This window comes from Vibrio sp. CAU 1672, from assembly GCF_029223195.1.
Lineage (GTDB): Bacteria > Pseudomonadota > Gammaproteobacteria > Enterobacterales > Vibrionaceae > Vibrio.
This window is the reverse complement of record NZ_JARHUF010000001.1, coordinates 385486-406585: the sequence shown is the minus strand read 5'-3', so window position 1 is coordinate 406585 and position 21100 is coordinate 385486. Positions and strand designations below refer to the sequence as shown.

Below are 21100 nucleotides of genomic sequence, written 5' to 3'. Positions count from 1 at the left end.
TCCAATGAGCAGGCCTTCGCCTGCTTGTTTTTATCCCGTAAAACCGCGTTTAATGTGAAGCGACTTAAGTAATTTACAACCAGTTCATTTATAAGAAGAATTATTCTAGAAGTCTCTATAGGTTTCACCTACATTTATAGCTTACTGTCTATAAATGTGGACCAACTCGCATGAAAAATGTGTTCGTTGCTTTTGCTATAGCACTCTCATTATCAGGGTGTGGCAAAGAGCTTCCCCCCGTTCCTGAGCCAGAATCACGTCCGGCGAAACTGTTTACCGTTAGTGTCGGCAACGCCCAGTTTGAAAGAAGTTTCCCTGCCACGAGTGAGGCCGGAGACCGAGCTGTTCTCGCCTTTCGAGTGCCAGGGCTATTGCAAACCATTGAAGTCAATGCCGGACAGCCGGTAAACAAAGGTGACGTGCTGGCGACACTGAATCCTGATGAATATACCTTATTGGAGAAGCAAGCACGGGCGCAGTATCGCTTAGCGGATGTTCAGTACCAACGCTATAAAAAATTGCGCAAAGATAAGGTCGTGTCGGAACAGGACTTTGATCAGGCCAAAGCCAATCACAATTCTGCCAAGGCGCAGTGGGATCAAGCCAAAGCGAATCTGAGCTACACTAAGCTGCTGGCTCCCTACGATGGGACGATTTCTTATATTCCGGCTGAAAATCATGAGTTTGTCGCTGCCAAAGAAGGGGTGATGAATGTGCAGTCCAATCAGGTGATGAAGGTGATTTTCCAACTGCCTGATCATCTGCTGAACCGTTTTAATCGTAAGGCCGTGGTGCAGGCGAGTATGGTTTTTGATTCATTCCCTGAACAGTCATTTGATTTGGTATTTCAGGAAATCGATACCGAAGCGGATCCTAAAACAGGCAGTTATAAAGTGACCATGGTGATGGGACGTCCGGAAGGTATCGGCATTCTGCCGGGGATGTCCGGTACGGTCAATTTAGTCGCTCCTGTGGCCAGTGCGACTAAAATTCCGGATTCAGCGTTATTCGAAGAAAATGGCGTGACCTGCGTATGGCGGGTAACCGCTGAAGGCATAGTTGAAAAGGCAATCGTAAGTTTGAACGATAAACAACAGGTGCTGGATGGATTGCAAGATGGTGATCAGATCATTGTCTCTGGTGTCAGTGGTATTGAGCCGGGTATCAAGGTTCGAGAATGGGTTAAAGAGCGGGGACTGTAGTATGAAGGCATGGATAACCTTAATCACGCTTTATTCTGCGGTGTTCATTGCCGGCTGCGGCGAACAAGGCCCGCAGAGAACCATTGAGCCTGCGAAAGTCAAAGTGCTGTCATTACAAGGTAAACAGGTTAATGACAGGTTGTATTTTCCCGCTGTGGCCAATGCTGCTGATCGATCCCACTTAAGTTTTCGGGTTGCTGGGGAGATTACCAGGCTTGCTGTGCGTGAAGGGGATAGAGTCAAGCAAGGGGATATCATCGCAACGATAGACCCGACAGACTATCAGCTTGCGGTGGATAATGCTTCAGCACGCTTCAGTGTGATTGACAGTCAGTACCGGCGATCGAGTCCGTTGGTGAAAAAAGGCCTGCTTGCCAAATCTCAGTTCGATGAAATTGCTGCGGAGCGACAAATTGCACTGGCAGAACTGGAACTGGCTAAGCTGCGACTCTCTTTTACCACACTCAAAGCACCAATAGACGGCATTATCTCACGGGTAAATGCGGAACGATTTGAGAACATTCAAGTTGGTCAACAAATCGTTAATATTCATAGCCTGGACAGGGTTGAAGTGCTGATCCAATTGCCTGATCGCTTGTATGTTAACCGGCCTCCGACGGGAGAAAGTTTCGCCAGAGTAGATATTGTGGTGCGTGTACCAAGCGGCAATGAGTACCCGGCGTCGGTCAAAGAGTTTACGACTGAACCAGACCCGAAAACCGGTACGTTTACCGCGACTTTGTCTTTACCGATGCCCAAACAAGAGTTCATTCTCGACGGCATGGCAGTAGAAGTTACCTCAAAAAGCGATCTTGATAGTTTTAAGCTGGATGCGGGCATCAACGTGCCAATTGAAGCCATCTTTAATGCCGACGGTGATGCACTTGATCGGGTTAATAAGTTCGTTTGGGTACTTAACAGCGATGATACCGTAAGTAAAAAGCAGATAAAAATTGGTAAGGCGTCGCAGACCTCGGTACAGGTACTTGATGGCCTGGATTTGAATGATCGGGTCGTGGTTGCTGGCGTCTCGAGGTTAAGGGACGGTATGACAGTTGATGTGGTGGAACAGGAGGCAAACCAATGAGCGGACAACCAAAATCGTTGCCTCAGGATGACGACAACATTAGCGGTGTAGCGGCGTACTTTATTCGTAATCGCGTGATCAGTTGGATGATCTCGCTGATCTTCCTGATTGGTGGTGCGGCGGCTTTCTTTGGTCTTGGCCGTCTTGAAGATCCGGCATTTACCATCAAGGATGCGATGGTGGTGACCTCTTATCCTGGTGCGACTCCTCAGCAAGTGGAAGAAGAGGTGACGTATCCGTTAGAGAAAGCCATTCAGCAACTGACGTATGTAGATGAGGTTAATTCAATTTCCAGCCGGGGTTTATCGCAGATCTCGGTATCGATGAAAAATAACTATGGTCCGGACGATTTGCCGCAGATATGGGATGAATTGCGCCGTAAAGTTAACGATTTGAAAAGGTCACTACCGCCGGGCGTGAATGAGCCCCAGGTGATAGATGATTTTGGCGATGTGTACGGGATCTTACTTGCGGTGACGGGTGAGGGTTACAGCTACAAGGAGTTACTTGACTACGTTGATTATTTGCGTCGTGAGCTCGAACTGGTTGATGGTGTGAGTAAAGTTTCCGTAACGGGTCAGCAGCAGGAGCAGGTATTCATCGAGATTTCGATGAAAAAGCTCAGCAGCCTGGGTCTGGCTCCGACGACGGTATTTAACCTGTTGGCGACGCAAAACGTGGTGTCTGACGCCGGGGCGATCCGTATCGGTAACGAATATATCCGCATTCAACCCACGGGTGAGTTTGAAAGCGTTGACCAGCTTGGAGATTTGATCATCACGGAAGGTGGTGCTCAGGGGCTGATTTACCTGAAAGATGTCGCCAATATTGAGCGTGGCTATGTTGAGGTGCCAACTAATATTATTAACTTCAATGGTCAACTGGCTTTAAACGTTGGTGTGTCTTTCGCCCAGGGCGTTAACGTGGTTGAAGTGGGGAAAGCCTTTGATCGCCGTTTGGCAGAACTGAAATACCAGCAACCAGTTGGTATCGATATCGCGGAGATTTACAGCCAGCCCAAAGAGGTGGATAAGTCCGTCAGTGGATTTGTCATCAGTTTGGGCCAGGCGGTGGCGATTGTGATCATTGTTCTGCTGTTTTTTATGGGGCTGCGCTCCGGTCTGCTAATTGGCTTGATCCTGCTGTTGACCGTACTGGGTACCTTTATCTTTATGAAGTACTTTGCTATCGACCTGCAGCGTATTTCGCTCGGTGCGCTGGTGATTGCGTTGGGTATGCTGGTGGATAATGCGATCGTGGTGGTCGAAGGGATACTTATAGGAACACAGAAAGGGCGAACGCGATTGCAGGCGGCGACGGATATTGTCACCCAGACGAAATGGCCGTTGCTCGGGGCGACGGTGATTGCCGTTACGGCATTTGCGCCGATAGGCCTGTCTGAGGATGCTACCGGGGAGTATTGCGGTACCTTGTTCACCGTGCTGTTGATCTCGTTGATGTTGAGCTGGTTTACCGCGATTTCATTAACGCCATTCTTTGCGGATATTTTCTTTAAAGGTCAGAAGGTAAAAACCGGGCAGGATGAGGAGAGCGATCCGTATAACGGGATAATTTTTGTCGCTTATAAACGCTTTCTCGAGTTTTGCATGAAACGTGCGTGGTTGACGGTCATTGTATTAGTTGTTGGTTTAGCTGCGGCGTTGTTTGGCTTTGGCTATGTAAAACAGGCTTTTTTCCCTTCATCAACAACGCCTATGTTCCAGGTCGATGTATGGTTGCCTGAAGGTACCGATATTCGCTCGACCAACAACAAGTTGAAAGAGCTGGAAGGCTGGTTAGCGAGCCAGGAAAACGTTGCACATATTACCACCACCGCTGGTAAGGGGTTACAGCGCTTCATGTTGACCTATGCTCCAGAGAAGAGCTATGCGGCATACGGTGAAATTACCACCCGCATGAGCAGTTACGAGGCTCTCGCCCCGTTAATGGCAAGTTTCAGGGAACATATCAAATCCAACTATCCGGAGATCAATTACAAGTTTAAACAGATTGAACTCGGCCCCGGCGGAGGCGCAAAAATTGAGGCGCGGGTTATAGGCTCGGATCCGACGGTATTGCGAACTATCGCGGCTCAGGTCATGGACATTATGTATGCCGACCCGGGAGCAACCAACGTCCGCCATGACTGGCGGGAGCGGACTCAGGTACTGGAACCTCAGTTTAACGAGAGTCAGGCACGTCGTTATGGTATTTCCAAATCGGATGTGGATGACTTTCTCTCGATGTCGTTTTCAGGTATGGCCGTTGGTGTATATCGCGATGGCACAACTTTGATGCCGATAGTGGCCCGTTTACCGGAAGACGAGCGAATTGATATTCGTAATATTGAAGGGATGAAAATTTGGAGTCCGGCACAAGGCGAGTATATCCCATTGCAACAAGTGACGATGGGCTATGAAATGCGCTGGGAGGACCCGATCATTGTGCGTAAAAACCGTAAGCGTATTCTTACTGTGATGGCTGATCCGGATATTTTAGGCGAAGAGACGGCGGCTACACTGCAAAAACGTTTGCAGGATCAGATTGAAGCGATTGAACTTCCTCCGGGTTACTCCTTGGAGTGGGGGGGAGAATATGAGTCTTCACGTGACGCACAGGCATCACTGTTTACCACCATGCCACTAGGTTACCTGTTCATGTTCTTGATCACGGTGTTCCTGTTTAACTCGGTTAAAGAACCTCTGATCGTCTGGTTAACCGTGCCTCTGGCGATTATTGGTGTGACTACCGGTTTATTGGCGTTAAACACCCCGTTTGGCTTTATGGCATTGCTGGGCTTCCTGAGTCTTTCCGGTATGTTGCTGAAAAACGGGATAGTTTTGCTGGATCAAATCGAAATTGAGATGCATTCAGGCAAAGATCCGTATGTTGCGGTGGTGGATGCGGCGTTAAGCCGGGTTCGGCCAGTGTGTATGGCCGCGATCACGACCATCCTGGGTATGGTGCCACTGCTGCCGGATATTTTCTTTAAGCCTATGGCTGTAACCATCATGTTTGGTCTGGGTTTTGCCACGGTACTGACTTTGATTGTGGTTCCAGTGCTCTACCGACTGTTCCACAAGGTTTCTGTACCTGAATGATTAGGTAATGCTATGCCAAAACGCCTCTGATTTACGGAGGCGTTTTTATTTAAGGATTGTAAAATGACACGAGAACAAGTCTGTGCCTGGGCAATGAACCATCCGCTGGAGCGAGATTATCATGATGCGGAATGGGGTAAGCCTGTCTATGACGATCGGGTGCTGTTTGAGTTTATTACGCTGGAAGGTGCGCAGGCCGGGCTGAGCTGGATAACCATACTTAAAAAGCGCGAAGGGTATCGACGAGCGTTTGAAAATTATGATCTCAACCTGTTGGCACAATATGATGAGTCGCATGCCGATTATATTATTGAGCATTTTGATGTGGTTCGGCACCGGGGGAAAATCAATTCGGTGTTCAGTAATGCAAGAGCGGCACAGGCACTGATTATGGAGTACGGAAGTTTGTCGGAGGCGTTGTGGCAGTTTGTCGACGGCGTGCCAGTTACCAACCGTTGGCAGGAGATGAGTCAGGTGCCGGTTTCAACCGAACAATCTAAGGCGATGAGCCGGTTCTTAAAGAAAAAGGGCTTTAAGTTCGTCGGGGAGACCATCTGTTACGCATTTATGCAAGCGGTTGGTATGGTCGATGATCACCTGGTTGATTGCCCTTGCAAGGGTAACTTTTCTCTGGAGAGTAAAAAATAACCCCGCATTGCGGGGTTGGGAGACGGTTTTTGCCGGGTTTACAAAGACGTTTCTTTTTCCTGTACTAAGGCGTTGTAACGTGCAAAGCCGGCTTCTAAATCTGCGATCAGATCATTGACATCTTCAAGTCCAACATGAATGCGCACCAGCGTGCCATCAAAGTGCGGGTGAGCAACCGAACGTAAGCTGTCAAAGCTTTTTGGCTCGTTGGCCAGGATCAGGCTCTCAAAGCCACCCCATGAATAACCCATGCTGAAGTGTTTCATACCGTCCAACAATGCGGTGGTTGCGCGTGGGTAAGAGGTTTTAAGTACAAACGAGAACAGGCCGTTTCCGCCAGTAAAATCACGCTTGAAGAACTCATGCCCCGGGCAGCTCTCCAGCGCCGGGTGGCGAACATGATCCACTTCCGGGCGGTTCGCGAGCCACTGGGCGATTTTCAGGCTGTTTTCGGCATGCTGGCGTAAACGCACATCCAGGGTGCGAATGCCACGCAGACCCAGGTAGGCATCATCGGGAGAGACGCATTGACCCATCAGGTAACTTTGTTCGCGCAGTTGGTCCCAGTATTTGGTTGAGGCTACGGCGGTGCCTAGCATCACATCAGAATGGCCGACAATGTACTTAGTGGCCGCTTGGACTGAAATGTCCACGCCATGTTCAAAAGGAGAGAAATTGACACCAGCCGCCCAGGTGTTATCCAGCATGACGATAATCTCATGCTCATGAGCGATACGAGCCAGAGTCGGAACATCCTGTACTTCCATCGTGATCGAGCCCGGAGACTCAAGGAACAACACTTTGGTGTTTGGCTGAATCAGCTCACGTATGCCTTCACCAATCAGCGGGTCGTAATAGGTGGTCTCAACCCCCATTTTCTTCATGATTTTGTCACAGAAATCTCGGGTCGGTTCATAACAGGTATCAACCATTAAAATGTGGTCACCAGCCTCTACAAAAGACAAAATCGCATTTGATATTGCTGCGGTTCCGCAAGGGTAAAGGGCACAGCCTGCGCCGCCTTCCAGTTCCGTCATGGCATCCTGGAGCGCAAAATGGGTGGTTGTACCGCGACGGCCGTAGAATAGAGTTTTGTTGGCCCGGTTAACGGTGGCATGATGTTTTTCTGCGACGGTATTGAATACTACGGTCGATGCACGTTGAACCGGGGGGTTGACCACTCCGTTGGTCCATTTTTTATCCCGTCCTGCGGTGATAAGTTTGGTTTGCTTGCCTTCTGACATACGAAATCCCTGTCTCATTTACGATTTCTTTATTTAAAACATGGAGTACGTGCGCTTGGCAAGTGGAAAGCGCAAATAAGCCGGGATTGAAGTCCTACCTTAGAGTAACGGGTTAAACAGGTAAAAGGTCCGTTCAAGAAAGCGGTAGTAGTAACTACGCTCGGCCCATTCTTCCTTTTTGACCGGATAGGACTGCGCGATATAGCTGTCTTGTAGTTGCGACATTTTGTGGGTGAACTCGGTATCATCAACCGCAAGGGTGACTTCGAAATTCAGCCACAGGCTGCGCATATCCATATTGACTGTACCAACCAAACAGAATGCCTCATCGATCACCACCGACTTAGTATGCAGTAAGCCACCGTAGAACTCGTAGATTTTGACCCCGGCATCCATTAACTCAGTGTAAAAAGCGCGCGATGCCCACTGCACCATCGTGGAGTCGTTTTTGTGCGGGATGATCAACTCAACAGTGATGCCTCGCTGGGCGGTCATCTTCAGCGTTTCCAGCAGGTCGGTACTTGGGACAAAGTAAGGCGTGGTGATCCGCACCGATTGATTGGCTTGATTGATCGCCAATGTAAGAACCTGATAGATAAGGTATTCCGGCATCCCAGGGCCAGAAGGCACCACCTGGATTGGGTGTTGCGGGGAACAGCTATCCAACTGGCACTCTGGTAGCTTGGGTAACATTCGCTCACCGGTTTCTACCTCCCAGTCCCAACAGTGAATCGCGCTCAATACATTAACCGTCGGGCCGGTAATGCGCACCATGATATCGATCCACTGCCCAACGCCGCTGCTCTGTTTAAAATACGCCGGGTCGACCAGGTTCATGGAGCCGGTGTAAGCGATTTCATCATCAATGACAATGATCTTACGGTGCTGGCGCAGATCTAACCGGCGCAGAAACATACGCCACATTTTGACTTCCAGTGCCTGCACCACTTCAATACCGGCATCTTGCATCATGCGATGCCAAGGACTGTTGAAAAATCGTGGGCTGCCTGCAGAGTCCAGCAGAAGTTTAACGTCGACCCCTCGCTTGGCGGCCTGAATAAGAGCTGAGGCTACAGCATCTGCTAGTCCGCCGGGATGCCAGATATAGAACACCATGCGAATGCTGTGCTCCGCTTGTTCAATATCACGAATTACAGAGTGGAGGATCTCATCGGGTGAGCGCTGCAGTGACAGAGTGTTGCCGCTTAAGGCGGGGAGGCCAAGCCGGTTATTACACAGTTCATCAATACGGTAAATATGCCGTCCCATGGTTTCAGGCATGTGTGCGTTGCAGTCGTTGAGTTGGTTAAACCACTGCTCGAAAGGGGTGAACATTTCTTTCGCCCGTTCGGCACGTTTACGGCCTAAATTGAGTTCACCGAACAGAAAGTAGCAGCCAACGCCAAGCACCGGGAGAATATAAATGATCATCAGCCATGCGAGCGATACGCTGACAGCTCTACGCTTTAAAACCACCCGGATGGTGACACCGGCAACCAGCAGCCAGTACAGGCCAATGCTGGCCAGTGTCAGAAAATGATAAAACTTATCCATAGAAACATAATGTTAAAGGCCCTATAGGATATTAAGCGTAAAACAGGCCGGGGGGAAATAATTTTCATACTTGACCAAATGGTGAACAAGTACTAATTATTGTTAAGGGAACAGATATATCTGTTGCATATGCCTCATCGAATGGAGCAAATTGTAACATTTGCGCAAAAAAACAGCACTTAACGTGCTTGATTAGACAGTTGTGCGATAAATATACTTTTCAGGGTTCCAATTTTAAACCGAAACTGCTTTACTTGCCAGACATAGAGCGTCATACCATTTTTTCATAAAGTGTACATATAAGTTTACACGCACATATTTTAGGCGCCTATCTCTTTTTAAAACACAACATGACATTACATTTGGAGACAAAGCGTGGCTACAAGTAATACAAATACAGCACCACGTGATACGTGGGGGTCTAAACTGGGCTTCGTTATGGCAGCAGCGGGTTCCGCTGTCGGTTTAGGTAATATATGGAAGTTCCCTTACACTGCAGGTGAGAGCGGCGGCGGGGCGTTCGTGGCAATTTACCTGGTTTTTGTGATTTTTATCGGTTTTAGCGTCATGCTCACCGAGTTTGCTATTGGCCGTAAAACAGGCCTTTCGGCTGTGGGAGCGTTTAAATCGACTGACCGTCGCTGGACCTTTACCGGGGTGATCGGTGTGTTCAGTGGCCTGCTGATCATGGGTTTCTATCCTGTGGTTGGCGGATGGGCGCTGGCTTACATCTTTAAAGTCGGTGGCGGCCTGTTAAGTGCTCCAGAAGCGATTGGAGACAGCTTCGGTGGCTTCATCTCTAATCCACTACAACCACTGATGTGGATGGGTATCTACCTGTTCCTTAACATTCTGATTGTTATGAAAGGAATTTCGGGCGGTATTGAAAAGGCCGGTAAAGTATTGATGCCTCTTCTATTCCTTATCCTGATTATCGTATCAGTGAAAGGTCTGACACTGCCGGGTGCGATGGCCGGTCTTGAGTTCCTGTTTATGCCTGATTTCTCTAAAGTCGACAGTAATGTCGTGTTAGCGGCCCTGGGCCAGGCATTCTTCTCTCTGAGTCTGGGTATGGGCTGTATGATGACTTACGGTTCTTACCTGAAGAAGAAAGAGAATCTGGTTCAGACAACCGCTATGGTGACGGCGATGGATACCGGGGTTGCGATCCTGGCTGGTGTGGCGATGTTCCCGGCGATGTTCGCCTTCGGTATGGAGCCTGCGGCAGGTCCGGGCCTGGTATTCGTTGTTGTTCCTCAGCTATTCGCTGAAATGGGCGGCGTGATTGGCCTGCTGTTTGCGCTGATGTTCTTTATCGGTCTGACGGTTGCGGCACTAACATCATCGGTATCTCTGCTGGAGGTGGTGGTGTCTTACCTCATCGATGAGAAGGGCATGAAGCGTCCGGTCGCGGTACTGTCTGCAAGTGTGGTGATGGCAGCGCTATGTGTGTTCGCATCTCTGTCACTGGGCGGAGTAGGACCAACACTGTTCGATACCGGTGCGTTTGATATCTTTGACCTGTTGACCGATAAGATCTTCCTTGCGGTTGGTGGTATGTTGGTGTGTATCTTCGCGGGCTGGCGTCTGAACCGCTCAGATCTTGAAAAAGAGATTACCAATGATGGTGAAGTTTCATTCCCGCTGTTCGGCCTGTGGTACAACCTGGTTAAATACGTTATCCCTGTCGCCATTGCTATCGTGGCTTTCATGGGCATCAAGTCGGGTTTCGACAGTGGCAAAGGTGAAATCATGGTGCTGGGTATTGCGATCATCGGTCTGGCCGGACTGTTTTCGAAGAAACTGTAGCCCTAACTACATTTTTTAACAACAAGCGAGAGCCCGACAAAGGCTCTCGCTTTTTTGTTTCTGGGCATATGGGTCGTAGGCTGACATATCCGAGTACAGGGCTGGTGGAATAACCTAAACTGGGTAAGTTTAAGCTCGCCTAATTGGTTAGAATCGGTATACTTCTGGCTCCAAACGTGGAGCCAGTTTTTTATGTTCGACATTCTACATACCCATCCAGATTTTCTGATCATCAATAAGCACCCCAACGTCTCAGTTCACAAAGACGATGGTGACACCATGTTGCTGCAAGAAGTGGCCCGGCAGAGCGGGGATGAGCAGTTGTATCTGATCCACCGACTTGACAAGATGACGTCTGGTATATTGCTCCTCGGGCGTAATGCGCAAGCGGCGAGTGTGTTATCTCGGGCGTTTGCCGATCGTCAGGTAGAAAAATTCTATCTGGCGATTGGTGCGAAAAAGCCCAAGAAGAAGCAGGGCCTGGTGATCGGAGATATGGAGCGTTCTCGTCGCGCCTCGTGGAAACTGCTCAACAGCAAACAGAATCCGGCGATTACGCAGTTCTTCTCGCTCGCCGCAGAGCCGGGCGAGCGCCTGTTCTTGTGTAAGCTGCATACCGGCAAGACACACCAAATCCGTGTGGCGCTGAAATCCGTGGGTTCAGGGATTGTTGGTGATCCAATCTATAATGCGGGTAATGAAGCCGACCGTGGTTATCTTCACGCGTTTTCACTGTGTTTCCAATACCAAGATGAAGACTATCGCTTTGTGTGCGACCCGCGTGCGCACGCGTTACTTGGCAGTAAATGGCATAGTGACAGCGTCTCCCAAGGCCTGGACACTTGGCTGTCGCCGTGGAATTTGAACTGGCCTACGATCAAATAACCGTCACAAAGAAAACCAATAAGAGAATTCGATGCAAGCATCACAACTTCCGCTGTTTTTCCAGCACCTAGAAGCGGAGCTAACACAGGCTCCTAATGAAATTCGTCGACTGTTTCACGGTCGGGGCCGTCGCTTCGAAGGCTTAGAGCAAATCACTTGTGACTGGTTACAAGGGCAACTGATCATCAACCTGTTTAAAGAAGTGGATGAAGCGTTCCTGACCGGGCTGAATAGTGGTTTGATCGCGCTATCTGAGTCAGCGTTGTGGGCTGAGAAGCAAGGTCGTACGATCGTAATTCAACACCGCTATGCCGACGGTGCACCTTCAGAAGTGCTGCTGGGTGAGTTAGATGCCCGGCCTGTCGTGGAAGAGAGCGGATTGAAATACCAGTTGGATATCGGTCGCAACCAGAACTTCGGCTTGTTTCTGGACATGCGCTACGGTCGTGATTGGGTGCGTGAGAATGCGAAGCATAAAAACGTACTTAACCTGTTTGCTTACACTTGTGGCTTTTCTGTGGCGGCCATTGAGGGTGGGGCAGACAAAGTGGTGAACGTCGATATGGCGAAGGCTTCATTGTCTAAAGGTCGCGAAAATCATAAGCTGAATGGTCACAATATCAACCAGGTCAGCTTTATGGGGCATGATATCTTTAAGTCCTGGGGTAAGATCAAGAAAGCGGGTGAGTATGACTTGATTATCATCGATCCGCCATCATTCCAGAAGGGCAGTTTTGCCCTGACCAAAGACTACAAAAAGATCCTGCGTCGTTTACCAGATTTGCTGGCCGAAGGTGGTCAGGTGCTGGCGTGTGTGAACTCGCCGTCAGTAACCAGTGACTTCCTGATTGAAAGCATGCAGGAAGAAGCGCCAGAGCTAACGTTCCGCGAGCGTTTGGACAACCCGCCGGAGTTTATGGATGTGGACAGTGAAGCGGCACTGAAAGTTCTGCTGTTCAGCTAGAACGATTCACCGGCAAACAAAAAGCGCCTTTTACCGGCGCTTTTTAATGTTCGTTTATTAACCCTGAATCTTAACTTATCTGCACTTCGACACCGCAGTCAAACGCCGAAAATTAGCCGAGCACACCGCCTTTATAATGGTGAGCGGGCGTTACATCTGGCATGAGACAACAGCAATACCAATCAATATAAGTCTCTGATCATTCATGCTAGTTATAAACGCAGCTAACTGTGTTGTAGATTTGGCTGTCAGAATAACTAGTTAACCGAAATCTACGCCTTGTTCTAAGCGATTTTTCCTGCGCAATTATCTGAACACCTACTTATCCAGATTGGTATTAACCAATCTGTACTTCAAGATCAGATTCAATAGTAGAAGAACACGCCAGCACATAACCTTGTTCTATCTCTTCTGGGGTTAAGGTTTCCTGGCTGGTGGAAGATACGTTACCTTGGCGCACTTTACACTTACAAGAGCCGCAAATACCGCTGCGACAGGCAATAATCAGTGGTAATCCGGCACTTTCGAGTGCGTCTGCTAATACTTGCCCTTTCTGTGCATCGATGGTTTGAGCAAAGTCCGGAACCGATACGCTCGCGGTTTCGTCGGACACCTGTGATTCTTCTCTCGCCGCAGGGGTAAAACTCTCTTGATAGAAGTTCGCCATATCAAAGCCAAGATCACTTAAGTAACCTTGCACATCCTGCATGAACTGGTTCGGGCCACACAGGTACACGGTACGCTGTTTAAAGTCGGGCACCAGGGCTTGCAGCCAAGTTGGATTTAATCGACCCTCTGGATGCAAAGTTGTCCCACGATTTTTCAGTAACAACTTCAAGTTAAAATCAGGGTAGACAGAATGGTACGTTTCCAGCAAATCCAAGTAGATGGTTTCTTGTTGCGAGCGGGCAATATGCAAGAACTCAATATCGACACCTTGCCCGTTGATCAGCCACTGTTTGGCCATGGCAAATACAGGCGTAATACCGCAGCCTGCACTGATCAGTAGCGCTTTCCGTTTGCCTTGATGGGCAATTGGCGGGTGATCAATGCAGTTAAACTCTCCCGTCGGTGGTAGCGCTTTAACCGTATCGCCAATCAGTAGCTGATCGATGATGTAGTTGGAAACCTTACCGCCGTCGACGCGCTTGATGGTCAGTTGCAGGCAATCGTCACCAGATAGTGAGCTCAGAGAGTAAGCACGAAATTCCATCTTGCCATCCACCTCGACGCCAAGGTTAATGAACTGGCCTGCTTTAAATTCGAATAGATATGATTCAGATAGATCGGCCAGTTTGAGGCTCACTGCGTCTGCGGTTTCATGGTACTTATCAACACAGCGTAACGTGACAGGTTGACTGCCTTGCCATTCAAAAAACATAACAATCTCTTTGGTTGTGGCTATTTCTACAGTTAATTACATAAAGCCGCCCCCGGTTAGGGGGGCGTATTAAATGTGTGTCAGTTACGCTGTCAGGATAGCTTTTAGGTCATCCTGGACGTTACCAATACTGCGCATGTCGAACTTCTCCTGGATGATGGCAATTAGATTTGGTGTCAGGAATGCCGGTGCAGTCGGACCGGTATAGATGCCTTTTACACCAAGTGCGAATAGCGTCAGTAGAATCACAATTGCTTTTTGCTCGAACCAGGACAGTACCAGCGTTAGTGGCAGTTCATTGATGTCACAGTCAAACTCTTTCGCTAACGCCAGCGCCAGCTGGATCGCTGAGTAAGCATCGTTACATTGGCCGACATCCAATAGGCGAGGGATACCGTTGATATCACCAAATGTGTTCTGGTTGAAGCGGAACTTACCGCAAGCCAGCGTTAGGATGAGCGTATCTTCTGGGGCTTCAGCGGTGAAGTCGGTGTAGTAACTACGTTCGGCCTTGTCACCGTCACAACCGCCAACCAGGAAGAAGTGTTTGATGTTGCCTTGCTTCACCTGGTCGATAACCGCAGGCGCTGCGTTCATCAGGGCATTGCGGCCAAAACCAACCGTGATGCTGTGTTCGATTTCATCGTATTGGAAACCTTCTTGAGCCAGCGCGCATTCAATTACCTGGCTGAAGTCATCGCCTTCAATGTGTGCCACGCCCGGCCAGCCTACGATGCTGCGCGTGAACAGACGGTCTGCGTATTGGCCCACGTTCGGGTTGAGCAGACAGTTAGACGTCATCACGATTGCGCCCGGGAAGTTGGCGAACTCTTTCTGCTGGTTTTGCCACGCGCTGCCGTAGTTGCCCACCAGGTGAGCGTATTTTTTCAACTCGGGGTAGCCGTGCGCCGGGAGCATTTCACCGTTGGTGTAAACGTTGATGCCTTTGCCTTCGGTTTGCTGGAGGATTTTTTCCAGGTCATGCAGGTCGTGGCCCGAAACCAGAATACATTTGCCTTTTACTGGCTTGACGTTAACCGTTGTAGGTTCTGGATGACCGAAGGTGGCAGTCTCGCCTTGGTCTAGCATTTCCATCACTTTGTAGTTCATCAGGCCGATGCGCATAGAACAATCGAGTAGCTCGCCTAGATCTTCAGGGTCAGTGCCTAGCCACGCCATGATCTCGTGGTATTCCGCGTAAATGTCGTTGTTGGTTTGCTCAAGCACACGCGCGTGTTCCATGTAGGCGGCGGCACCTTTAAGACCGTACAGGCAGAGCAGGCGTAGGCCAATCACGTCTTCATGGAGTTGGTCTTTACCACGGTTCACCGCTACTTGAGGAGCAAACGACAAAATCGCTTCCGCGTTGGTTGGCAGCTCAAAGTCAGCTACTGGCGGAACCTCTGAGATATTCTCATTGGCAAGTGTTGCAGCGGTGATGACTTGATCTTTAAGCATTGCTTTGTAGGTTGCCGCCAGTGAGGTCAGCTCCAGAATACGCTGCGGGTCGAAGTTAACGTTGGTCAGGGTTGAGAAGAATGCCTTCGGTGCCCATTGGTTGATTTCATCTTTGATGATGCCAAATTCAAGTGCTTTTGATGCCCAAAATGAAACCCCTTGCAGCGTGTAAACCAACACGTCTTGCAGGTCGGAGACTTCTGACGTTTTGCCGCACATACCTTGTGCGAAAGAACAGCCTTTAACAGCAGGGGTTTGGATAGTCTGTTCACATTGAATACAGAACATATTGGGTTCTCCAGTGGTTGTAATCATAGTTGTTTTGTTTTGCACTAGAGAGCACAATGCGTGCCAATTGTTATCTTATTGAAATGTATAGGTTTATTTTGTTTGAGTTAAGACGATTGATGTGATTTGGACAACGGTGTTGATGTCCAAACTACATCGCAAGCTGAGGGATGGTTATTTATTGATGCCGAGCTTTTTGCCCATACGGTATAAATTGCCGCGATCCATCTGTAAAAACGCTGCCGCCTTGGCCCAAACTCCATTAGATTGGCGCAACGCATGTTCAATTAAGTCTTTTTGATACGCTTCAACGAGCTCGCGCATGGGCTGACTTTCGCTTGGTAGGTGGGTTGATGTGTTTTTAACATCATCAACTGCCGCAGGCGTATCAACGTGGCTGAGCATGATGGTGCCGGCGCCTTGCTGGATCGCATGCAGGGCGGCTCTTGTCAGAGTGTGTTCTAGCTCGCGGACATTCCCGTGCCAGGGCAGCGATTCCAGTTGCATCAATACCTTAGGATGGACGTGTAGGTTGGGTGCATTAAATTGTTGGCGGACCTTCTCCAGCAAATAGCCGGCTAAAACCGGAATGTCGCCTTCGCGTGCGCGCAGCGGTGGTACTTTGATTGGAAACACATTCAGGCGGTGGAACAAGTCTGCGCGGAATGTGCCGGCCTCGACTTCCTTTTCCAGCTGGCGGTTGGTCGCCGCAATGATGCGAACGTTAACCATCAGATGCGCATCGCTGCCGACGCGCTGTAACTCACCCTGCTGGATCACCCGCAGCAGTTTTGCCTGCAAAATCAATGGCAGCTCACCGACTTCGTCAAGAAAGATGGTGCCGCCATCAGCCAGTTCAAATTTACCGGCACGATGGTTGTTTGCCCCGGTGAACGCTCCTTTAACGTGACCGAACAGTTCACTCTCGGCTAAGCCTTCGGGTAAGGCGGCACAGTTAACGTAAATCATCGGCTTGTCGCTGCGATGTGACTGCGCATGGACAGCATGGGCAACAAGCTCCTTACCAGAGCCTGTTTCGCCGGTGATTAATACCGCGTAATCCGATGGGGCTACGGTCGCAATATGGTTACGTAGCTGGTTGATTTGCGGGCTTAAGCCGATCATTTCGCCATGTTGAGAGCGGGCTTGCTGGATCAGGGTCTGGGTGACGCTTTTCTGTTTTTGGTTTTGTGCTTTCAGGGCGCGCAGCTGGGCAATGTTACGCAGCGTTGCTGCGGCCAGCGCGGCGAAGGTTTCTATTGTGATTGGGTCAATGTCGTCGAACGCCCCTATGGCTAACGCATCCATGGTTAACGCGCCAACCAGTTGGCCTTCGACATACAGGCTAAACCCCATGCAGTCGTGCACATCAATGCACTGGTCATCGCCGAGTAAGTTGCCATCAAACGGATCGGGCAGGGCGCAATCAGCATCAAAGCGTACCGGAATACGGCTCTGAATAATGGTGTCCAGACGTGGGTGGGCTTTGGGAAAGTAGCGCCGGCCCAGAACTGCGGATGTCAAGCCTTTTACCGCGACAGGGGTCAGGAAGCCATCTTCATCAAAGACAAACAGGCAACTGGCATCGCAAGGGAAGACCTGGGCAACACCATTAATCAGGCTTTGATATTGTTGTTCGTAGGAGCGGTTTGAACTCAAATTAAGCGCGATATTGAGTAAAACGTGATCGAGAGTTGGTGACATAGCATACCTGACAGCATAGAAATCCCGGTCATGCTAACAGGATGATGTTATTTATACATCAAAACTTAGGTGCTATTGTTGTTTTATTGACGCTGATCAGCCGATGCACCGGGCCTGGTACGGAAGGAAAGGCAATCAGCGTTAGGTGCTTCTGCTCAAGTGCTGGCAGCAATCAGATGTGCGCGATGAACATCTGATCTGCTACTGAACTGAGTCGCGGCGTTTGTCAGCGCGGAACAACCCTTGCGTTGTCACCTGCGACGTTCACCTGAACGGCCTGGCCTGGCTGGAAAACCATGTTGGGATCTGCCTCTTGAACGACAGAGATGAGCTTGCCATCTTCTAAGCGAATGGTGAGGTTGACGCCATTGCGTTTGCCCACCTCAGCTGCGGTTTTACTACCGGCATATCCGCCCAATAGCCCGCCACCAATTGCTGCGATGTCAGAGCCTGAACCGCCACCAATTTTAGAGCCTAATATCCCCCCAATGGCGGCACCGGCCACCGTACCAATGGTGTTGGTTTGAGTCGATGCATCAATCGTCACGGGAGCGACTTTTTCTACCGTGCCGTAGTAGACTTGCTGAATCGTGCGGGTTTCAGATGAACCATAGGCATCCCCATAGGGGTTTGGCGATGTACATCCGATCAGAGACGCAATAGAAAGTACCAGAATAATGGGCAAGTTGACGTAATGTGCCATGTAACCTCCGCATGTTGTGCTACTCAAACAGTATAGAAGTTCAGCGGCTTTTTCGCCGCGAGCATGCGGTTGAAGTGCGCGACAGGGAAACCGTCAATTAACGGATAAAGGTGGTCTCTTGCTTTGAGGCCGGCTATTGACCCTGTTGCGCGTTTAGGGTGTGGAAGCCAGAGTAAATCCGGGTAAAGGTTGTAAACCAGCAGGCCACCCCGAAGATATAGGCGATCACCGTAAAATGCTGGGGGAATAAGCAAAACGCGATAAAACAGCCAATGGTTTCGGTACCTTCGGTTAGTCCGCTCATATAGTAAAGCGATTTATGCTGGTAGATCGGGTTCTCGATACCGCGTTTGCCCGCCATAACGGCAAAAGCCAGAAAGCTGCTGCCGGTCCCGACAAAAGAGAAAATCAGAAACGCACCAGCGATCGCATTTTGCTCCGGATTGGCTAACACAAATCCGAACGGGATCAGAGAGTAGAAAAGAAAATCTAAACTGATATCGAGAAATCCACCGGCATCGGTTATGCCCTGGATTCGGGCCAGTGCTCCATCTAAGCCATCACAGATCCGGTTAAGCACAATAAAAGCCAGTGCCAGCATATAATGCTGGGTAATGAGTGCCGGTAATGCTAAGCAGCCTAGTGCAAATCCGAGCAGGGTGGTTTGATTTGCGGTGCCTCCGCATTTGTCGATGATTTTTGCACTTTGGGTCAGCGGCCAGCGGATCAGCTTAATGCTCAGGCTATCAAGCATGGTTTGTCTCCCATGGCCAGTTCAGGCAGCGGCTGCCTTCAGGGACATCTTCCTCGTCGTGAGTGACCATCAGGGCAGGAATGTTGGCCTGTTGCAACTGTTCCACGACCCAGTTACGAAACTGAACCCGAAGATCTTTATCAAGTTTGCTGTAGGGCTCGTCAAGCAGCGCCACTTCGGGCCTGGCGAGCAGCATGCGGGTCAGGGCGATCCGAGCTCTCTGGCCGCCGGATATCTGATCTGGGAAAGACTCCGCAAGCTTGGTCAGGGCGATGTTTTTTAGCGCCTGCATGGCATGTTTTTTACGCTCAGTCCCTTTAATGCTATCGGGCAGGGCAAACGCCAGGTTTTCCCACACGGTTAAGTGAGGGAAAAGTAAATCATCCTGAAACAGAATGCCGACCTGGCGCTTGTGCGCAGGAAGGGTATCGAGTTTCCTGCCATTCAGAATGATAGCACCGGAATAATCAAATTCAGCAGACAGGTGCCCGGCAATCGCGTCCAACAAGGTTGATTTACCACAGCCGCTCGGGCCCATCAGAGTAACAATTTCGCTTTTTTCCACGGTCAGATCAAAAGCAGAAAACAGCGTATCGCCATTGGTCTTACGGATGGCGAGGTTTTTGAGACAGAGACTCATTAAACAGTAAACCTTTAATAGATAACCGACGATACTTAACCTGAAAGTGGCTCAGTAGAATCGCTGAAGAAAAGAGGATAAACGGCAGCAGTGCCTGCCAAATTGCGTAAATTGCGGTTACACGGCGGTCAAAGCCGCTGGAAAGGGCGACGGCTTCGGTTGTAATGGTACTGATCCGGCCTGCCCCGAGTACCAGCGTCGGCAGGTACTGCGCTAAGCTTACGCTCATGCCGACCGCCCAAGCAAAGGCGATGGCGGGTAACAGAATTGGCAGTTTTACTTTCAGCCAGGCCTGCAGTGGTGATTTACCAAGGCTCAATGCTACCTGAGTCAATCCGTTATCGAAGCTGCGCCATGGCCCGTCCAATGATAAGTAAACGAACGGGAACGCGAAGAACACATGTGCCCAACACACCCAAAAGAAGAACGCACCATTGTTTAGATAGAGTGCGGCAACCTGCATACCAAACAGCACGGACAACTGGGGGATCAGCATCGGCACGGCAATGATGTAGCCCGGTACCTGCCAGCGGTAACGCAGCCGGTATTCATGGGCGATCAAAGCCAGAATCAAGGCTATCGTTGCACTGATGAAGGCAATGGACATACTTTGCTCTAATGTCCCAAGGATACTGTGCCATTCGTACTGCCAGAAGCGCAGGCTATAGCGGCTGGGTAACAAATCAGGAAAGCGCCAGCGTTGAGCGAAACTCCAGACCACCATTAACGGTACCATCACCAGTGTCAGCAGGGTGATGAGGGAAAACAGTGTTTTGCCCGGGAGAGCGGCGCCGCCTCGCCCGGAGTACTGCCAGCGCCGGTAGCCTTTGGTAAGTGACCACTCAACCAAGCGGGCAAAGCCAATCAGCACACTGGCGATAGTAAATAGAATCACCGCGCCTGCCGCTGCGCGTGGTAACAGGGATAAATCAGGGTCATTAAACCATTGCCATACCAGAACCGCAAAGGTGGGAGGGTTGGTCGGGCCGATGATCAGGGCAACGTCAACCACCGACAAGCTGTAGGCCATTACCGCCAGTATCGGAAAGCGCAGTTTTGCCAGCCACTGCGGGAATATGCATTTCCACCACGCCTGCGCAGAGCTATAGCCCATCGCATGGCTGACTTTTTCGATTTTGCTCACTCTCAGCTGTTGCAGTACCGGGATGCTCATCAGCAGGAGGAATGGCACTTCTTTGAGCGCTAGCATGATGATTAAGCCCAGCGCATAAGGGTCTTTCACCAGTAACGCCATATCATTGACAGTTTGAGCATTGGGGTCGTAACCGAACAGTTGGTGCAAAACCCGCGCGCCCATACCGGTGGGGGCAAACAAAAAAGCAAAACCGATCGCGAAGGCGACATGGGGCATGGCAAGCAGGGGCGATAGGCTAAGCTCAACTTTGCGCCAAAAACGGGTTTGCCAGCTAGACTGCAATATCGCAAAGGTGATCATGCAGGCAAGATAGCTGCTGAAAATTGCCGAATAGATCGTCAGGCCAATGGATTTCCATACTCCCTGCCACTCAAATACGGCATAGAACCCATCTAAAGAGAGCTCATTGAGGCCGATAGGCGGCAAATAACCGAGTGAAGATACCACCACGCCAAGCAGCCCCGGAATGGTAGGTAAAATACAAACGGCGATGATGACCAGATACAGCGCTCTTAACATAGG

Annotated in this window: 16 protein-coding genes; 7 read left to right on the top strand and 9 right to left on the bottom strand. The window is 49.9% G+C overall.

Annotation, left to right across the window (positions count from 1 at the left end):
• The first annotated feature begins 170 nt into the window (after positions 1 to 170).
• The 4 genes from P2G85_RS01765 to P2G85_RS01750 all read left to right on the top strand — a co-directional run bounded on the left by P2G85_RS01765 (position 171) and on the right by P2G85_RS01750 (position 6038).
• A complete protein-coding gene (locus tag P2G85_RS01765; RefSeq protein WP_275862381.1) occupies positions 171 to 1202 on the top strand; it encodes an efflux RND transporter periplasmic adaptor subunit in 1032 nt (343 codons plus the stop codon).
• Between the two features lies 1 nt (position 1203).
• Positions 1204 to 2289, top strand: a complete 1086-nt coding sequence (locus P2G85_RS01760) for an efflux RND transporter periplasmic adaptor subunit (protein WP_275862380.1) — start codon at positions 1204 to 1206, stop codon at positions 2287 to 2289.
• Positions 2286 to 5390 carry an efflux RND transporter permease subunit VmeI gene (gene vmeI, locus P2G85_RS01755; RefSeq protein ID WP_275862379.1) on the top strand — a complete coding sequence of 1035 codons (3105 nt, stop codon included), beginning with the start codon at positions 2286 to 2288 and terminating at the stop codon, positions 5388 to 5390. The genes P2G85_RS01760 and vmeI overlap by 4 nt, the downstream gene beginning before the upstream one ends.
• A gap of 63 nt (positions 5391 to 5453) precedes the next feature.
• Positions 5454 to 6038 (top strand): DNA-3-methyladenine glycosylase I, encoded by a 585-nt coding sequence (locus tag P2G85_RS01750; RefSeq protein ID WP_275862378.1) that lies wholly within the window; start codon positions 5454 to 5456, stop codon positions 6036 to 6038.
• A gap of 38 nt (positions 6039 to 6076) precedes the next feature.
• Here the strand turns inward: P2G85_RS01750 and P2G85_RS01745 are convergent, their stop codons facing one another.
• Positions 6077 to 7282 (bottom strand): cystathionine beta-lyase, encoded by a 1206-nt coding sequence (locus P2G85_RS01745; RefSeq protein ID WP_275862497.1) that lies wholly within the window; start codon positions 7280 to 7282, stop codon positions 6077 to 6079.
• A gap of 99 nt (positions 7283 to 7381) precedes the next feature.
• Entirely contained in the window at positions 7382 to 8836 is a 1455-nt protein-coding gene (gene cls / locus P2G85_RS01740) for a cardiolipin synthase (protein ID WP_275862377.1), read from the bottom strand.
• A gap of 375 nt (positions 8837 to 9211) precedes the next feature.
• Between cls and P2G85_RS01735 the strand changes: the two genes are divergently transcribed.
• From P2G85_RS01735 to P2G85_RS01725, 3 genes are all read left to right on the top strand, one after another.
• Positions 9212 to 10645 (top strand): sodium-dependent transporter, encoded by a 1434-nt coding sequence (locus P2G85_RS01735; protein WP_275862376.1) that lies wholly within the window; start codon positions 9212 to 9214, stop codon positions 10643 to 10645.
• Between the two features lie 192 nt (positions 10646 to 10837).
• Positions 10838 to 11530, top strand: coding sequence for a TIGR01621 family pseudouridine synthase (locus P2G85_RS01730; protein WP_275862375.1), 693 nt, complete (start codon positions 10838 to 10840; stop codon positions 11528 to 11530).
• 31 nt (positions 11531 to 11561) lie between these two features.
• Positions 11562 to 12494, top strand: coding sequence for a class I SAM-dependent methyltransferase (locus P2G85_RS01725; protein WP_275862374.1), 933 nt, complete (start codon positions 11562 to 11564; stop codon positions 12492 to 12494).
• A 337-nt stretch (positions 12495 to 12831) separates the two neighbouring features.
• On the opposite strand, the gene P2G85_RS01720 is transcribed toward P2G85_RS01725, so the two are convergent.
• The 7 genes from P2G85_RS01720 to P2G85_RS01690 all read right to left on the bottom strand — a co-directional run bounded on the left by P2G85_RS01720 (position 12832) and on the right by P2G85_RS01690 (position 21097).
• On the bottom strand, positions 12832 to 13875 hold the full coding sequence (locus tag P2G85_RS01720; RefSeq protein WP_275862373.1) for a hybrid-cluster NAD(P)-dependent oxidoreductase: 1044 nt from the start codon (positions 13873 to 13875) through the stop codon (positions 12832 to 12834).
• A gap of 84 nt (positions 13876 to 13959) precedes the next feature.
• The gene (gene hcp / locus P2G85_RS01715; RefSeq protein ID WP_275862372.1) at positions 13960 to 15621 is read right to left on the bottom strand and encodes a hydroxylamine reductase; all 1662 of its coding nucleotides are present in this window, start codon (positions 15619 to 15621) and stop codon (positions 13960 to 13962) included.
• Between the two features lie 174 nt (positions 15622 to 15795).
• The gene (gene norR, locus P2G85_RS01710) at positions 15796 to 17325 is read right to left on the bottom strand and encodes a nitric oxide reductase transcriptional regulator NorR (RefSeq protein ID WP_275862371.1); all 1530 of its coding nucleotides are present in this window, start codon (positions 17323 to 17325) and stop codon (positions 15796 to 15798) included.
• Between the two features lie 226 nt (positions 17326 to 17551).
• Entirely contained in the window at positions 17552 to 18028 is a 477-nt protein-coding gene (locus P2G85_RS01705; RefSeq protein WP_275862370.1) for a glycine zipper 2TM domain-containing protein, read from the bottom strand.
• Between the two features lie 133 nt (positions 18029 to 18161).
• The gene (locus P2G85_RS01700) at positions 18162 to 18782 is read right to left on the bottom strand and encodes a CDP-alcohol phosphatidyltransferase family protein (RefSeq protein ID WP_275862369.1); all 621 of its coding nucleotides are present in this window, start codon (positions 18780 to 18782) and stop codon (positions 18162 to 18164) included.
• Positions 18775 to 19422 carry an ATP-binding cassette domain-containing protein gene (locus P2G85_RS01695; RefSeq protein ID WP_275862368.1) on the bottom strand — a complete coding sequence of 216 codons (648 nt, stop codon included), beginning with the start codon at positions 19420 to 19422 and terminating at the stop codon, positions 18775 to 18777. Before P2G85_RS01695 ends, P2G85_RS01700 begins: the two co-directional genes overlap by 8 nt.
• On the bottom strand, positions 19388 to 21097 hold the full coding sequence (locus P2G85_RS01690) for a thiamine ABC transporter permease (RefSeq protein WP_275862367.1): 1710 nt from the start codon (positions 21095 to 21097) through the stop codon (positions 19388 to 19390). Before P2G85_RS01690 ends, P2G85_RS01695 begins: the two co-directional genes overlap by 35 nt.
• Between the last annotated feature and the right edge of the window lie 3 nt (positions 21098 to 21100).

Excerpts from the sequence above, each read along its gene's own strand:
- hcp (WP_275862372.1), bottom strand. The coding sequence starts at position 15,621 with ATGTTCTGTATTCAATGTGAACAGACTATCCAAACCCCTGCTGTTAAA.
- cls (WP_275862377.1), bottom strand. The coding sequence starts at position 8,836 with ATGGATAAGTTTTATCATTTTCTGACACTGGCCAGCATTGGCCTGTAC.
- P2G85_RS01690 (WP_275862367.1), bottom strand. The coding sequence starts at position 21,097 with ATGTTAAGAGCGCTGTATCTGGTCATCATCGCCGTTTGTATTTTACCT.
- P2G85_RS01750 (WP_275862378.1), top strand. The coding sequence starts at position 5,454 with ATGACACGAGAACAAGTCTGTGCCTGGGCAATGAACCATCCGCTGGAG.
- P2G85_RS01700 (WP_275862369.1), bottom strand. The coding sequence starts at position 18,782 with ATGCTTGATAGCCTGAGCATTAAGCTGATCCGCTGGCCGCTGACCCAA.
- P2G85_RS01745 (WP_275862497.1), bottom strand. The coding sequence starts at position 7,282 with ATGTCAGAAGGCAAGCAAACCAAACTTATCACCGCAGGACGGGATAAA.
- P2G85_RS01765 (WP_275862381.1), top strand. The coding sequence starts at position 171 with ATGAAAAATGTGTTCGTTGCTTTTGCTATAGCACTCTCATTATCAGGG.
- P2G85_RS01725 (WP_275862374.1), top strand. The coding sequence starts at position 11,562 with ATGCAAGCATCACAACTTCCGCTGTTTTTCCAGCACCTAGAAGCGGAG.
- P2G85_RS01720 (WP_275862373.1), bottom strand. The coding sequence starts at position 13,875 with ATGTTTTTTGAATGGCAAGGCAGTCAACCTGTCACGTTACGCTGTGTT.
- P2G85_RS01760 (WP_275862380.1), top strand. The coding sequence starts at position 1,204 with ATGAAGGCATGGATAACCTTAATCACGCTTTATTCTGCGGTGTTCATT.
- P2G85_RS01695 (WP_275862368.1), bottom strand. The coding sequence starts at position 19,422 with ATGAGTCTCTGTCTCAAAAACCTCGCCATCCGTAAGACCAATGGCGAT.
- vmeI (WP_275862379.1), top strand. The coding sequence starts at position 2,286 with ATGAGCGGACAACCAAAATCGTTGCCTCAGGATGACGACAACATTAGC.
- norR (WP_275862371.1), bottom strand. The coding sequence starts at position 17,325 with ATGTCACCAACTCTCGATCACGTTTTACTCAATATCGCGCTTAATTTG.
- P2G85_RS01730 (WP_275862375.1), top strand. The coding sequence starts at position 10,838 with ATGTTCGACATTCTACATACCCATCCAGATTTTCTGATCATCAATAAG.
- P2G85_RS01705 (WP_275862370.1), bottom strand. The coding sequence starts at position 18,028 with ATGGCACATTACGTCAACTTGCCCATTATTCTGGTACTTTCTATTGCG.